This is a genomic window from Microvirga terrae (assembly GCF_013307435.2).
Classification (GTDB): domain Bacteria; phylum Pseudomonadota; class Alphaproteobacteria; order Rhizobiales; family Beijerinckiaceae; genus Microvirga; species Microvirga terrae.
This window is the reverse complement of record NZ_CP102845.1, coordinates 5,122,945-5,138,046: the sequence shown is the minus strand read 5'-3', so window position 1 is coordinate 5,138,046 and position 15,102 is coordinate 5,122,945. Positions and strand designations below refer to the sequence as shown.

The following is a 15,102-nucleotide window of genomic DNA, read 5'->3' as shown; positions in this document are numbered from 1 at the left end:
TCGACCATGAAAGTCGGAACAACCGCGGATCGGATCGTCATCGAATACGATATCAGGCAGGCGCCGCAGAAGGTCTGGGCGGCGCTGACCGCGCCGGACGCGATCGCGGCCTGGTGGGGCGACCATGTGAATCTGGATGCGAAGGCCGGCGGGGCCTTTCGCGAGGAATGGACTGACGAGACCGGCCGACGGGTGGTCACCACCGGCACCGTGAGCCGGTTCGAGCCGCCGGAGTTCCTCGAATTGTCCTGGGCCGATGAGGACTGGCCCCAGCCCACCCAGGTGTCCATGGTTCTCGATCCGGTCGCCGAGACGAAAACCCTTCTTCGCCTGGAGCATCGCGGATGGTCGGTGGTGCCGGCCGACAGGAGGCAGCGGCTGATCGAACAGCATGCCGCCGGCTGGCATCACCACCTGCGGGATCTCGAGGCGTATCTCGGCCGCTGAGGCGCGGCTCAGGCCGCGTGCGCCTTCAGGACCTCCAGGAAGGCGTCCGCGTAGCGGTCGAGCTTGGCTTGCCCGACGCCGTGGATCTCGCCGAAGGCGCGCACGGTGGTTGGCCGCTTGACCGCCATGTCGATCAGGCTGCGGTCGGAGAAGATCACGTAGGCCGGCACGCCCTCTCCCTTGGCAAGCCGCGTGCGCAGTCCCTTCAGGTCGAGCAGCAGCGGATCGTCGGACGGCACCACGGATTCCGCCTCCATCCGGGAGCGTCTGCGGCGGCGCTCGGCGGGCTTCATCAGCACGTCGGAGCGCAGCTCGATCCGCTCCTGGCCTTTCAGAACGGCCACGCCTTTGTCCGTCAGCGTCCAGCGTCCGTACTCCGCCAGTTCCAGCCCGACGAGGCCGGCTGCATAGATCTGCCGCAGGAGCGAGCGCCATTCCGTCTTCGAGCGGTCGTTGCCGACCCCGAACGTCTTCAGCTTGTCGTGGCCGAAGCGGCGGACCGAATCCGTCTCCTCGCCCACGAGGATGCTGATGAGATGCTCCGTGCCGAAGCGCTCGCCGGTGCGCACGATCGCCGAGAGGAGCTTCTGGGCCTCGATGGTCCCGTCGAAGGACATCACGCCATCGATGCACAGGTCGCAGTTCCCGCAGGGCTCGGTGCTCTCGCCGAAATAGGCGAGCAGCGTCTGGCGCCGGCAGCGCGGCGCCTCGCAGAGGGCCACGAGCGCATTGAGCCGCTGGCGCTCGACGCGCTTCTGCTCGTCCGCCGCGTCGCTCTCCTCGATCTGCAGGCGGCGCAAGCGCATGTCGTCGAGGCCGTAGAGGGTGAGCGTGTCGGCTGGAGCGCCGTCGCGTCCGGCGCGGCCGATCTCCTGGTAATAGGATTCGATCGATTTCGGCAGGGCCGCATGCGCCACAAAGCGCACGTCGGGCTTGTCGATTCCCATGCCGAAGGCAACGGTGGCGACCATCACCACGCCGTCCTCCTGCAGGAAGATGTCCTGGTTCTTGGCCCGGTCACCCTGCGGCATGCCGGCATGGTAGGGCAGGGCCCGGTAGCCAGCCTGGCTGAGCGAGTCCGCCAGCTTTTCCGTGGCGTCGCGGGACGAGCAATAAACGATGCCGCTCTCGTGCCGGTGCTTGTCGAGGAACGAGAAGAGCTGGCGCCTCGAGTGTTCCTTCGCCTGCATGGCGAGGCGCAGATTCGGCCGGTCGAAGCCGTGGATGAAGAGGCGCGGCTCCTCCTCGAACAGGCGATGCATGATGTCGCTGCGGGTCGCCACATCGGCGGTCGCGGTGAGCGCGATGGTCTGCACGTTCCCCAAGCGCTGGCGCACCTCGCCGAGCATGGCGTATTCGGGCCGGAAATCATGCCCCCATTGCGATACGCAATGCGCCTCGTCGATGGCGAGCAGGTTGACACCGGCACGCCCCAGCCATTCGGTGGTGCCCGTATTCGCCAGCCGCTCCGGCGACGCGTAGAGAAGGCGCATGCGGCCATCCCGCACCGCATCGACCACGCGGCGGTTCTCGGCCGGGTCATTGGCGGAGTTGAGGCTGCCCGCCTCGATGCCGAAATGGCGCAACGCCGCCACCTGATCGCGCATGAGGGCGATGAGCGGGGAGACCACCAAGGTCAGGCCCTCCCGGGCAAGCGTCGGCAACTGGTAGCACAGCGACTTGCCCGCGCCGGTGGGCATGACGGCGAGAACGTCCTCGCCAGCCAGCACGGCGCGCACGATCTCCTCCTGTCCTTCGCGGAAGGAGGGGAAGCCGAAAACGTCGTGGAGAATCTTGGCGGGATCGATCACGTCTGCCCTGTGGCCGAGGAGAGGCCTCCCGTCAATGCGGCATCGGGAATCCCCAGCCGGGCCAGCACCCCTCGCGCAGCCGCGATGCCGGTCGCGAAGGTCGCCTGGAGCAGATAGCCGCCAGTGGGCGCCTCCCAGTCCAGCATCTCGCCGGCCACGAAGACGTCCGGCATCCGCCGGAGCATCAGTTGCTCGTCGACCTGGTCGAAGGGAATGCCGCCGGCGGTGGAAATCGCCCGGTCGAGGGACTTCGTCCCCGTCAGCGTCAGAGGCACCGCCTTGATCAGCTGGGCCAGCGCATCAGGCTCGGCCGGAAGAGGCGCCGAGCCCTCCCGGAGCAGCGCAATCCCGACGGGGCCAAGGCCCACGCTCTTGCGCAGGAAGGTGGAGGCGGACTGCCCCTTTCGCGGAGCGTCAAGGCGGTTTGTCAGAGCTTCCTCGGTCAGATCGGGCCGCAGATCAAGGTGGAGCGTGGCCTGTCCTGTCCGCTCAATGGCATCGCGCAGCTTGGCTGACAGCGCATAGACCGCCCCGCCTTCGATCCCGTCCGCCGTGACGACGGCCTCGCCTTTCACGGTCGTGCCCTCAAAAGTCAGAGCGATTCGCTTCAGGGGCTCGCCTGCGAAACGGCTCCGTATGAGGTCTGACCAGGGCAGGGTGAAGCCCATGTTGGCGGGACGCAGTCGAGCGATCTCGATGCCGCGCCGGGACAGCAGCTCCGCCCATGTCCCGTCGGATCCGAGCCGGGGCCAGCTCGCGCCGCCGAGCGCCAGGATCGTGGCGGCGGGCTGGGTCCGAACCGCCTGCCCGGCCGCTTCGGTGAAGATCAGACGGCCGTCCTCGTCCCAGCCCTGCCAGCGGTGACGCAGGGCAAAGCGGACTCCAAGGCTATCGAGGCGCGACAGCCACGCGCGCAGAAGGGGCGAGGCCTTGAAGGCCGTTGGAAAGACGCGTCCGCTGGAGCCCACGAAGGTTTCCTGGCCCAGACCCTCGCACCAGGCGCGCAGATCCTCCGGGCGAAAGCCCTCGATCAGGGGAAGTAGTCGCGGGACGGCCTCGGCGTAGCGGGCGACGAAACGATCGAACGGCTCCGAATGGGTCAGGTTCAGCCCGCCCCGACCGGCCATGAGGAGCTTGCGGCCGACGGACGGCATCTGGTCGTAGAGTGTAACGGGAATCCCGGCGCGCCCCAGCACCTCCGCGGCGATCAGGCCTGCGGGGCCGCCGCCGATGACGGCAACTTCGGGAGGGGAGGGATTCGGGGGCATGCGGTCAGCTGACGCGGGAGAGGCAGGAATCTGGACCCTCGCGCTTCAGCATGGCATTCAGCGCCATCGGGTTCATGGCTCCTGCACATGAACGCCGCAGGCCATTTTTTCAAGGGGAGCGGCACCTGAACGCCGCCCGAAGGGGATATTCGATGCGTGCTCTCTTCATCTCGGGTCTGGTCGCCCTGGGACTGGCCGGCTGCGCGGGCGATTGGGCTCTCACTCCCAAGGATGCCGTCCTGGCGAGCTCCACGAGCGATGCCGCGGAGGCGGCCCGGCTGATCTCGGCCTATCGGGTGTCGAAGGGCTTGAGCCCGGTGACGGTGGACTCAAGCCTGAACAAGGCCGCCGAGCACCAGGCCCGAGCCGTGGCGGCGGCAGGCCGGCTCAGTCATGGCAGCTTCGCCAGCCGCATGGACCAGTACGGCATCAGCGGCTACTCGGCGGAGAATCTCTCGGCCGGTTCGGATTCGGTCGATGGCGCCATCGGCCGCTGGAAGGCCTCGCCCGGCCACAACAGCAACCTCCTGATGCCCCAGGCCCGCAGGATCGGGCTTGCCCGCGCCGATGCGAACAACCGTTACGGGCGTTATTGGGCCCTCGTGCTCGGTCAATAATGAAGGCACCAACGGGGGCGTGAAGCGTTAGGATCTCAGTTCCTCTCCTTCGCGCTTCGCATGACCCATCAACAAATGCTTTCCTTCGCCATCGTCGCCGGGATGATGGCGCTCTTCGTCTGGGGTCGCTTTCGCTACGATCTCGTCGCCGTCCTGTCGCTGCTGGTGGCCGTGCTCGTCGGCATCGTGCCGGCCGACAAGGCTTTCGAGGGCTTCAGCGACGACATCGTAATCATCGTGGCGAGCGCGCTTCTGGTCAGCGCCGCTGTGGCCAAGTCCGGGATCCTGGAAGCCGGCTTGAACCGGGTCGGACCCTATTTGCGCACCACGCAGATTCAGGTCGTCGTGCTGGTGACCGTGGTGACGGTCCTCTCCGCTTTCGTGAAGAATATCGGCGCTCTGGCGATGATGATCCCCGTCGCCTTCCAGATCGCCCGGCGCACGAACACGCCGCCGTCGAGCTTCCTCATGCCGATGGCCTTCGGCTCTCTTCTCGGCGGCATCGTCACCCTGGTCGGCACCTCGCCCAACATCATCGTGTCGCGGGTCAGGCAAGAACTCCTGGGCGAGCCGTTCGGCATGTTCGACTTCACGCCCGTCGGTGTCGGCATCGCGGTGGCTGGGGTCGTCTTCCTGGCCTTCGGCTACCGGCTTCTGCCGCAGGGACGCAAGGGGGCCGCCTCCCTCGATGCGGCCCTCAACATCAAGGACTACATCACCGAAGCCCGGGTCACGTCCGAGTCCGAGGTGATCGGCCAGACCGTGGCGGACGTGCACAAGCTTGCGAATGGGGAAGTGAAGGTTGCGGCCATCATCCGCAACGAGACCCGCAGCTCCAGCCCGCTCCCCGATGCGGCCATCCGTGAGAACGACCTGCTCATGCTCGAAGGCGAACCGGATGCTCTCGAAAGCGCCGTCTCACGGGCCGGTCTGAAGCTCAGCCGGGAGCACCGCCAGCCGGAGATGGAAGAGGCGCTGGACGAAATCGGCGTCATCGAGGCGATCGTCGGCCCGAATTCCGCTCTGGCCGGCACCTCGGCGGAGAGGATGGGACTCTACGAGCGGTTCGGCGTCAATCTCATCGCGGTCAGCCGGAGCGGTCAGCGGTTCAAGGAACGCCTGCGCACCATCACCCTGCGCTCCGGCGACGTCATTGTCCTTCAGGGCAATCTCAGGCGGTTGCCGGATACCCTGCGCGACCTCGGCTGCCTGCCTCTTGCGGAGCGCGAGATCCGGCTCGGCAGCGCCCGCCGCAGCCTCGTGCCGGCGGCGATTTTGGCCGGCACCATGCTGCTCGTCGCCTTCAACATTTTGCCGGTCGCCATCGCCTTCTTCGGCGCGGGCGTCCTGCTCGTCCTGTTCGGATCCCTTACCCTGCGTGAGGCGTACGACACGATCGAATGGCCGATCATCGTCATGCTGGGGGCGCTCATTCCAGTCAGCGAATCGATTCGCACGACCGGGGGCACGGATCTGATCGCAGGTTGGCTTTCGACGGCCGCTCACATGCTGCCGCCGACCGGAGCGCTTGTGCTCATCATGGTGGCGGCCATGGCGGTGACGCCGTTCCTCAACAACGCGGCCACCGTGCTGGTGATGGCACCTATCGCGGCGAGCTTCGCCAGCCAGCTCGGCTTCAAGCCCGATGCGTTCCTCATGGCGGTGGCCATCGGGGCAGCCTGCGACTTCCTGACCCCCATCGGCCATCAGTGCAACACCCTGGTCATGGGGCCGGGCGGATACCGCTTCGGAGATTACTGGCGGCTTGGACTGCCTCTGTCGATCCTGGTGGTCGTGATCGGCACTCCGCTGATCATGCTGGTCTGGCCACTGCAGTAAACCTGTCAGCGAAAGATCGCCGTCAGGAGCAGGGTGGTGCCCGCCACCGAGGACGAGAGCGCGACGATCATGGCCCAGATGTGCAGCCGGTCGCGCTCCTCTTGATTGAGCAGAGGACGATAGCGCGAATCCGAGCGACCGAAGATGAAACTTGCATTGCGCGCCGGCCTTGGATCGTGAGGCAGCACGCAGAAGCTCGACCGCACCGTCTGATGGCGGACGCTGTAGGACGGTTCACGGGAGAGCGGCGGGGTCATGGCAGGACGCAGCATGGTGCAGATGATGACCGGGAGGTTGGCTCCAAAGCCGTGAAGGAGTGGTAAAGGCGGCCGGGTGTTGTCCATCGTCGTAAACCAAATCTTGATCGCCGATTGATCTTCCCTGTGGATCGTCCGGTCCAATCAGGGCTGTCGTTGCCTTTCTCATGATGTTGTTGTGATATTATGTCGTTACGTTAACTGAAGGGGCAGATCATGATCAGGGTTTTCACCGGGGCCGGTGCACTTGCGATGATTCTCACCCTGACTGCGTGCAACCAGACCGGAGCCGGATCGGCTGCCCTGGACGCGGCCACTGGGCTGGATCCGACCGGGCTGTCCGGAACGGCCGTCAGTCTGGTCCAGAGCGCCCAACCCGAGCGGGACCCGGATCCCCAGAGCATCGATTTCAGCCGGTTCGCGTCTCGCCTGTCCGATGTGGCGGCCGGCAACACGGCACGCCCCAGTTATCTCGGTGAACTCGATCGTCAGTCGAATCTCGCGATGGCCAGGCACGCGGCCGGCATGGCCAGCACGGTCGCATCCGTGGCCATCGGCGGGGCCATGACCGGCGGCGTCGGTCTGGCGGCCGCCGCTCCGTCCCTCGCCATGCAGGCCGCGGCCGCAGGCATGACATCGAGCCAGTTGGCCGCCGCCCGGGGGCAGGCCAGCGCCAGCATCGCCCAGGCGGAGGCCCAGCGGGCTGCCGCACAGCTCGTATCCGATGCTGATCGCCCCGCGGAGGCCCAGGCGGTTCTGTCGATCCTCAACGGTGCAGGCGCGGCCAATGCCACATGGCAGAACCCTGCAACCGGCGCCTCCGGGAGGGTCAGCCTGAAGCCGGTGAACAGGAAGGCGTTCGGCGAACTCGATTGCCGCCTGATCCGCCGGGAGTTGCGGAGCGGCGGGGCAATGCGCACGGGCGAGATGCTCGCGTGCCGCAGCAACGGGGAATGGTACGACCTCTCCTGATCACAGAAAACGGGTCGCCTCGCGGGCCGCTTCGTGTCAGGTCTGGCCCACGAAGTTCGGAACCGAATCTGATGCCGCAGGCCGCCATCCAGAAAAACATGACCGCGTCCGATTGGGCGCTCTTGACGGTCCTTTCGGTCGTCTGGGGCGGGTCGTTTCTCTTCGTGGGTGTGGCCGTCCGGGAGTTGCCGCCCCTGACCATCGTGGCGCTGCGGGTGCTGACCGCCGCGATGGCGCTGCTTCTCGTCCTGAGGCTCACGGGCGTCGACCTGCCGCGGACCCGCCAGGTCTGGGCTGCCTTTGTCGGCATGTCGATCCTCAACAACGTCATTCCCTTCACCCTGATCGTCTGGGGGCAAAGTCACATCGCCAGCGGCCTGGCGTCCGTTCTCAATGCAACCACGCCGCTCTTCACGGTGATCGTGGCGCATTTTCTGACAGCCGACGAGCGGCTCACGGGTCAGCGGCTCGCGGGCGTGATCGTGGGATTCATTGGAGTCGCGGTGATGATCGGGGGGGCGGCCGTCGCGTCGCTCGATGCGGGCATCCTGGCGCAGCTCGCCGTTTTGGGAGCGGCCCTGTCCTATGGCTTCTCCGGTGTGTTCGGCCGCCGCTTCAAGACGATGGGCATCCCGCCGCTCGCGACGGCCGCCGGTCAGGTCACGGTCTCGAGCACGATTCTTCTGCCTGCCGCCCTGATGGTCGAGCAACCCTGGACACTAGCGGTGCCCAGCACCGCCGCCATTCTGTCACTGGCGGCCCTCGGCTTGGTCTCGACGGCCTTCGCCTATCTGATCTTCTTCCGCCTGCTCGCGCGGGCCGGCGCCACCAATGTGGGTCTCGTGACCTTCCTGATCCCGGTCAGTGCCATCCTGTTCGGGGTATCCGTCCTCGGCGAGACCCTAATGATGCGGCATATGGCCGGCATGGTGCTGATCGGCGCAGGCCTCGTCCTGATCGACGGCAGGGTGATGTCATTTATAAGCGCGCGGCTCGCCGTCAAGGAGCCGGCGTCGCGCGGAAACGGTTGAACATCATGTCGGGCGCGCTGGTGTTGTGCCGCGAGGGCACGAGTCGGCCCATCCAGGCATCGGTCGCCTTGGCGTCGTGGAAATTCATGATCGGCTCCTCGCGCCAGGACCGGGCACCGGCCTCGCGAACCGCGATGCGGGCCACATCGGCGTTGAATTCGGTCACGTACATGGAGCGAAGACCCGCGAAAGGCAGGCCGGCGATCCCCTGATCGAACGACACATCCAGGGTCATGCGCTCCTCGTTGAGAGCCTTGACCGCGACAATCGCCTTGCCGCCTTTCACCAGGGTCAGCGTGAAGGTCATGGTCTTCGGATCGAAGGCGACGTCCTTCAGGTTCACCACGGGGCGCTGGTCGAATTCCACCGGGCCGACGAGGAAGGAGGAGCCGTAGGAGGTCCAGTCCAGATGCTCGGGCGGGAGCGGCTTGATGCGCCAGTAGCCGTCGCCAGGATAGATCACCAGCACTTCGACGGCCTTGTCGCCCCGCTTCTTCAGGAGCTGCAGGAGATGGATCTTGTGCGTGACCGTATCGCCGATCGTCACGGTGACGTCGTTCGGGCGCCAGAACTCCGTAAATGACAGGCCCATGATGCGCAGATCGGCGTCGTCATAGAGGGTCGTCATGGTCGGATGGGGCTTGGCCGAGGTCTGTTCGGAGATGTCCTCGCAGGCGGTCCAGTCCGGCTCCCAGCGGTCCTGGCGCAGGGAGCCCATATAGGCCGGATGCACGGCCTCGATCTGAAAATGCTTCACCTCCGGGGCGGCGAAATTGATCGCCACATTGTCCTTTTCCGCACAGAGGACCGGCTCGCTGGTATTCGTCACGGTCACGGCCAATCCGTCGAGGGTGGCGGCGCCCGCCGCGGAGGCGAAACCGAAGAGGCCAAGGGCGACGAGCCGGGGCAGGAACGTGGGCATGGTCAAGGATCTTTGCGGAGGCTGAAGCGGCGGGACGCGCCAGAGATAGCGCGCTCGGACTATGCCGTCGAGCCAAGAGACGTTTGCACGCGAGCCTGTTGATCCAGCATGGCTGCCATCGCATCTATGGGATTAGGGATCGGGGGCGGCCTGTGGTAGGGTGGCGATCATCCTGAAGCGTGACTTCAGTGGCCGTCTGGCCATAAAGACCCAAAACCTGCCAGATCCGAGGCCGTTTTCTAGAGTTTTCGACCATGCGCCTGACCTTGAGCCTGTCCGCCAATCCTGCCACGACCTCGGTCGAGCGGGCGATCATGGAGTTTCGCAGCGCCCGCCCGGTGGTAATCGACGGGTCAGAGGGCAGCGTGCTCGTGGCCGGCGTCGAGGACCTGGACGAGGTGACGAGCACCGAGATCGAGGCGGTTGCGGGCGGCCATGCTCATCTGGTCCTGCCGGCGGCGCGGCTTCGCCGCCTCGGGCTCGAGCGCGAGGTTCCCGGCCGGATCGCCCTGCCCGTGGTCGACCGGAGCCGCGTCGAGGCCCTGGCTCTCAAGGTCGATGGTCGCATCGACGCGCCGGTTCGGCCCGCCGATGGGTTGGACAGCGAGGCGCTGGAGCTGGCTCGCCTGTCGCTCGTCCTGCCGGCCGTGATCGTGGTGCCGCTGACGAAGGGCATCGAGATCGCCCCGTCGGTCGTGCGCGTGTCCGGCGAGGCCGTCCGCGGCTATCGCCGTGCCGCGGCAACCGAGTTGAAGATCGTCAGCCGGGCGCCGGTGCCGCTCGAAGGAGCGCCGACCAGCGAATTCGTGGTGTTCCGTGGCGGCGAGGGGCTGCGCGATCAGGTGGCGATCGTCGTCGGCAAGCCCGATATCTCGAAGCCCGTGACCGTGCGGCTGCACTCGGCTTGTCTCACGGGGGATCTTTTCGGCAGCCTGAAATGCGATTGCGGCGACCAGCTGCGTGAGACGGTGCGCTTCATGGCCTCGGGCGAGGGAGGAATCCTGCTCTATCTCGATCAGGAGGGGCGCGGGAACGGCATCGCCAACAAGATCCGCGCCTATAAGCTCCAGTCGCAGGGTTACGACACCTACGATGCCGACGAGATGCTGGGCTTCGAGGCCGACCAGCGCCGCTTCGATTTCGCCGCCGTGATGCTCAAGGAATTAGGCGTCGCCAAGGTCCGCCTCATGACCAACAACCCAGACAAGATCGCGGCGCTGACCAGGGCCGGGCTCGAGGTCATCTCGGACCATCGGGTGCTGGGCCGTCCCACGGCCGAGAACGTCAGCTATCTGGCCGCCAAGCGCGACCGCGCCGGTCACTATATCGATCTCGAAGGCATGCTGGCCTGCTCGCAGAAAGATTAAGCGGTTGATACCGCACAATTCCCCTTAAGGTCGTATTGTCGCATTAGAACAATGTTCTAGCTTTTCCGTCAGGCGGAAAGACCTCTCCGGCCCGACCGCCATGCCACGGGTGCCAGCAGGCGCTGGCGGGGTGAGGGAAAAGCTCATGTGGAGCCAAGTCTATAATCCATTCGGCAACGCGACGTTGTCGACCATCGCGGCGGCCATTCCCGTCGTTCTGCTCCTGGTGATGATCGCATCCGGCAAGGTGAAGGCCCACATTGCCGCGGTAATCGCCCTACTTGCGGCGATCGCCGTCTCGGTCTTCCTGTTTACCATGCCGGCCGGGCTCGCCACCCGTGCCGCCCTGTTCGGCGTCGCGACGGGCATGTTCCCGATCGGCTGGATCATCCTGAACGTCATCTTCCTCTACCGGCTGACGGTGGAGAGGGGATGGTTCGCGACGCTTCAGCAATCCGTCGGGGATCTCACGACGGATCGCCGCCTGCAGTTGCTGCTCGTCGCCTTCGCGTTCGGTGCCTTCTTCGAAGGCGCCGGCGGCTTCGGCACGCCGGTCGCCGTGACGGGCGCCATTCTCATCGGACTCGGGTTCTCGCCCCTTGCAGCCTCGGGTCTGTCGCTGATCGCCAATACGGCGCCGGTGGCCTATGGCGCCCTTGGCGCTCCGATCCAGGGTCTGGCCTCGGTGACGGGTTTCGACCCCTACGTCCTCGGCGCGATGGTCGGGCGCCAGTTGCCGTTCTTCTCGTTGATCGTCCCCTTCTGGCTGATCTGGGTGTTCGCCGGGTTCCGGGGCATGCTCCAGGTCTGGCCGGCCATCCTGGTCTGCGGCGTGTCCTTCGCCATTCCACAATTCCTGATCTCCAACTACATCAACCCCTGGATCGTCGACATCGGCGCATCCCTGATCTCGATGGCCTGCCTCGTCGGGTTCATGCGGATCTGGCGCCCGAGGGAGATCTGGACGTCTCCGGCGCTGCGAACCCATGACATCTCGGCCGGCACCATGACGCAGCCCGCATCGCTGGGCGCCGGCGCCGCCCCTGTGGCGCCCAAGGCGAGCCGCGACGAAGTCATCCGGGCCTGGGTGCCATGGATCATCCTGTCGGTGATCGTGGCCATCTGGGGCACGGGCTGGTTCAAGGCGATCGTCAACCCGATCTTCACCTGGAGCTATCCGATTCCGGGCCTGCACAACATGGTGCAGAAGGTTGCGCCCATCGTGGCCAATCCGACCGCGGAACCGGCCGTCTTCGCCTTCACCTACATGTCCTATACGGGCACGGGCGTGCTGATCGCTGCCATCATCGCCGGGCTTGTCATGGGCTTCTCGCCCCTGAGGCTCGTCACGGCCTGGTTCGAAACGATCTGGGTGCTGCGCTACTCGCTCATCACCATCGCGGCCATGCTCGCGATCGGCACGCTGACGCGCTTCTCGGGCGTCGATGCGACGCTTGGGCTTGCCTTCGCCGGCACGGGAATTCTGTACCCGTTCTTCGGCACCCTGCTTGGTTGGCTCGGCGTGGCGCTGACGGGTTCGGACACCGCGTCGAACGTGCTGTTCGGCGGCTTGCAGAAGATCACGTCGGAGCAGCTCGGGCTGTCACCCATCCTCATGGCGGCGGCCAATTCGTCCGGCGGCGTGATGGGCAAGATGATCGACGCGCAGTCCATCGTCGTGGCGTCGACCGCGACCAACTGGTTCGGCCACGAGGGAAGCATCCTGCGCTTCGTGTTCTGGCACTCGATCGTGCTGGCGTGCCTCGTCGGCGGCCTCGTGATGCTGCAGGCCTACGTCTCGCCGTTCACCGAGATGGTCCTGCACTGACGGGCAGCGGGAGATAAAATGAAAGCGCCGCCGGATGGTTTCCGGCGGCGCTTTCGTTCGAAGCGGCTTAGTGCATCGTGCGGACCGAGAAAAGTGGATCCACGTTCGGGTCCGATGCTCTAGCGCGCCGGCATGCCGGTCTCGATGATCTTCGCCCAGAGGGAGACACCATAGGGGCTCGCCTCGTCGTTGAAGTCGTAGGCCGGATGGTGGACGCCCGCCGTATCCCCGTTGCCGAGGAAGATGTAGGCGCCGGGGCGCTGCTCCAGCATATAGGAGAAATCCTCGGCCCCCATGAGCGGCAGCACCGTGGTGTCCACGGCGTTCTCGCCGGCGACGGCGCGGGCGACGCCCGCCATGAAATCGGTCTTGTCGGGATCGTTCATGGTCACCGGATAACCGCGGTCATACTCGACCTCCGCCTTGGCGCCGAATGCCGCGCAGACATTCTCGACGATCGCGCGGATGCGCGTCTCCGCGAGGTCGCGGACCTCGGGGGAGAGGGTGCGTACGGTGCCGAGCAGCATCGCCGTCTGCGGAATGACGTTGAAGGCTTCGCCCGCCTTCACGGTGCAGACGGAGACCACCACGGAATCGAGCGGATCGGCGCTGCGCGACGCGATGGTCTGCAGGGCCGTGATCACATGGGCCGAGATGACCACCGGGTCGATGCAGTCGTGAGGACGCGCCGCATGGCCGCCCTTGCCCTCGATCGTGATCGTGAACCGGTCGGCCGCGGCCATCATGGGGCCCGGCCGGATGGCGAACTGGCCCACGGGAATGCCCGGCATGTTGTGCATGCCGTAGACCTCGTGCACGCCGAACCGCTCCATCAGGCCGTCTTTGAGCATCTCGTTGCCGCCGCCGCCGCCTTCTTCCGCCGGCTGGAAGATCACCACCGCAGTTCCGTCGAAGTTGCGCGTCTCGGCGAGATATTTCGCGGCCCCGAGGAGCATCGCCGTGTGGCCGTCATGGCCGCAGGCATGCATCTTGCCCGGCACCTTGGATTTGTGCGGAACGTCGGTCGCCTCTTCGATGGGCAGCGCGTCCATGTCGGCGCGAAGGCCGATTACCTTGCCCGAGTTGTTCGAACGCCCCTTGATCACGCCGACGACGCCGGTTCGCCCGAGGCCGGTCACGACTTCGTCGCAGCCGAAGCTCTTCAGCTTCTCCGCCACGATGCCGGCGGTGCGATGAACGTCGAACAGGAGCTCCGGGTTTTCATGGAAGTCGCGGCGCCAGACGGCAATTTCATCGGCAAGGTCGGCGACGCGGTTGATGATCGGCATGATCGTCCCTCGGGTTTGAGAATCCGGAAACCGTCAGCGAAGCAGAGGCGAGGCCGCTTCGTCAATCCTTCTGCGCAAGATGCACTAGCGCGTCGTGTGGATCCAAAAGTGGAATCCACTTTCGGGTCCGATGCACTAAGCCATGCGGTGCAGAACGGCCTTGGGACGCTTCGTGCGAAACTGTCCCCGCTCGATGGCAACGAAGATCAGCACCAGAGCCACGAGCGCGGTGAACCACCAGACCTGCGTGGTGCCGATGCCGAGGCAGCCCAGGGCGTAGGTGCAGGCGAACGCCGCCATGATGCCAGGCGCCACGCTGGCGCGGTGGCCCCTGGCGCTGACGACCGCCTGATACAACAGAACAGACCCGGCCACGGCACCTACCACTCCGAGTTCATACCAGATCTCGAACAGCAGCGTGGACGGTGCGCTGGGCGGCATCAATCCGAGGAAGCGCCCGCGCAGGGCCGTCTCCAGGCCATGTCCCGTCAGCAACCGCAGCGGCTCGCCGAGAATGATCTGGCGCCACACCTCGAGGGCGAGGGTCGTCGGAGAGTTCACGCCGAGCAGGTTGGCCGCCAAGGGTTTCAGGAGGAAGGGCAGGACCGGAGCAAACAGCAGGAGGCCGGCCATGACGAGACCGGTCAGGCGCGGGCCGAAGACCGGATTCCACGCGGTGACGACGAACACGACGGCGCCGGCGACCAGGCCATAGAGCGGCAGGCCGTCACGCGTGAGGAGCGAACAGACTGCGACGGCGAGCGCCAGCCCGATGGCTTCCAGGTTGCGCCCGCGGGAATGAAGCCATGCGATGGCCGGCCAGAGGAGCAGAACGAGCATCAGCATGCCGCGCTCCAGGCTCAGACCTTCTGGGTCGACGGTGCTGCCGCCGGTGAGCGTCAGGAAGACGGCAATCAGGGCCGCGAGTCCGACCCCGACCGGCAGAAGATAGAGATTGGCCGAGCGCATGCGCTCGGGAACGGCGAGAAAGCCGCCCAGGCCCATGAGGATCATGCCGGTGATGTTGAGGAGCCGCTCGGAGGCCTGAGGCAGAAAGGGCGTCCACAGCAGGGACAGGCCGGCCCAGAACAGAAGGACCAGCCCGGCTATTCCGCCAGGAGACGTGGCAAGGGCCGTCAGCTTGTCCCAGGCATGCTTCGCGCTGCCGTCGAGCACCGACGCGAGGACGAGGAGGATGACCGCCAGGGGCGCCATCACCACGAGCGCGCGGCGCGTGAACAGAGCTGCCAGAGGGACGGCGAAGAACAGGATGGCGAAGCCGAGACGCCGCAGCATGGCGGCGGCATCGGCTGAGGGATTGGCCGCTTGGAAGACAGGACGGATCATGCGGGCAGGCAATCAGCGGTTGAATGTTCAGGAGATGAAAGCCTAACGGACGGCGGGGCCAAATGCTGTAGGTGCGATGCAACACATGTTTTTCTTTATGGCATTCC

13 protein-coding genes are annotated in these 15,102 nt (G+C 65.9%); 7 read left to right on the top strand and 6 right to left on the bottom strand.

Annotation, left to right across the window (positions count from 1 at the left end; genetic code table 11):
• The first annotated feature begins 6 nt into the window (after positions 1-6).
• Positions 7-447, top strand: a complete 441-nt coding sequence (locus tag HPT29_RS24030) for an SRPBCC family protein (protein ID WP_173946652.1) — start codon at positions 7-9, stop codon at positions 445-447.
• An 8-nt stretch (positions 448-455) separates the two neighbouring features.
• Here HPT29_RS24030 and recQ read toward each other — a convergent pair whose 3' ends face one another.
• Together recQ and HPT29_RS24020 are read right to left on the bottom strand one after the other, a co-directional pair.
• Positions 456-2,258, bottom strand: coding sequence for a DNA helicase RecQ (gene recQ / locus HPT29_RS24025; protein WP_173946651.1), 1,803 nt, complete (start codon positions 2,256-2,258; stop codon positions 456-458).
• A complete protein-coding gene (locus HPT29_RS24020; protein ID WP_173946650.1) occupies positions 2,255-3,526 on the bottom strand; it encodes a BaiN/RdsA family NAD(P)/FAD-dependent oxidoreductase in 1,272 nt (423 codons plus the stop codon). The genes recQ and HPT29_RS24020 overlap by 4 nt, the downstream gene beginning before the upstream one ends.
• Positions 3,527-3,678: 152 nt before the next feature.
• On the opposite strand from HPT29_RS24020, the gene HPT29_RS24015 reads away from it, so the two are divergent.
• Positions 3,679-4,143: a CAP domain-containing protein gene (locus HPT29_RS24015; RefSeq protein WP_173946649.1), complete on the top strand. Its 465-nt coding sequence runs from the start codon at positions 3,679-3,681 to the stop codon at positions 4,141-4,143.
• 60 nt (positions 4,144-4,203) lie between these two features.
• Positions 4,204-5,982, top strand: coding sequence for an SLC13 family permease (locus HPT29_RS24010; RefSeq protein ID WP_173946648.1), 1,779 nt, complete (start codon positions 4,204-4,206; stop codon positions 5,980-5,982).
• A gap of 5 nt (positions 5,983-5,987) precedes the next feature.
• Here the strand turns inward: HPT29_RS24010 and HPT29_RS24005 are convergent, their stop codons facing one another.
• Positions 5,988-6,326 (bottom strand): hypothetical protein, encoded by a 339-nt coding sequence (locus HPT29_RS24005; RefSeq protein ID WP_173946647.1) that lies wholly within the window; start codon positions 6,324-6,326, stop codon positions 5,988-5,990.
• A 129-nt stretch (positions 6,327-6,455) separates the two neighbouring features.
• On the opposite strand from HPT29_RS24005, the gene HPT29_RS24000 reads away from it, so the two are divergent.
• Complete coding sequence (locus tag HPT29_RS24000) at positions 6,456-7,211, top strand: hypothetical protein (RefSeq protein ID WP_173946646.1); 756 nt, start codon at positions 6,456-6,458, stop codon at positions 7,209-7,211.
• Positions 7,212-7,282: 71 nt separating this feature from the next.
• Complete coding sequence (locus HPT29_RS23995) at positions 7,283-8,242, top strand: DMT family transporter (protein ID WP_173946645.1); 960 nt, start codon at positions 7,283-7,285, stop codon at positions 8,240-8,242.
• Here the strand turns inward: HPT29_RS23995 and HPT29_RS23990 are convergent.
• Entirely contained in the window at positions 8,211-9,164 is a 954-nt protein-coding gene (locus HPT29_RS23990; RefSeq protein WP_173946644.1) for a hypothetical protein, read from the bottom strand. The two genes, HPT29_RS23995 and HPT29_RS23990, sit on opposite strands and share 32 nt — an antisense overlap.
• Positions 9,165-9,418: 254 nt before the next feature.
• Here HPT29_RS23990 and ribA point away from each other — a divergent pair, with 254 nt between their 5' ends.
• Both ribA and HPT29_RS23980 read left to right on the top strand, forming a co-directional pair.
• Entirely contained in the window at positions 9,419-10,531 is a 1,113-nt protein-coding gene (gene ribA / locus HPT29_RS23985; protein WP_173946643.1) for a GTP cyclohydrolase II RibA, read from the top strand.
• 145 nt (positions 10,532-10,676) lie between these two features.
• Entirely contained in the window at positions 10,677-12,359 is a 1,683-nt protein-coding gene (locus HPT29_RS23980) for an L-lactate permease (protein ID WP_173946642.1), read from the top strand.
• A 119-nt stretch (positions 12,360-12,478) separates the two neighbouring features.
• On the opposite strand, the gene HPT29_RS23975 is transcribed toward HPT29_RS23980, so the two are convergent.
• Together HPT29_RS23975 and HPT29_RS23970 are read right to left on the bottom strand one after the other, a co-directional pair.
• A complete protein-coding gene (locus HPT29_RS23975; RefSeq protein WP_173946641.1) occupies positions 12,479-13,648 on the bottom strand; it encodes a M20 aminoacylase family protein in 1,170 nt (389 codons plus the stop codon).
• 135 nt (positions 13,649-13,783) lie between these two features.
• Entirely contained in the window at positions 13,784-14,995 is a 1,212-nt protein-coding gene (locus tag HPT29_RS23970; RefSeq protein WP_173946640.1) for a peptide ABC transporter permease, read from the bottom strand.
• Between the last annotated feature and the right edge of the window lie 107 nt (positions 14,996-15,102).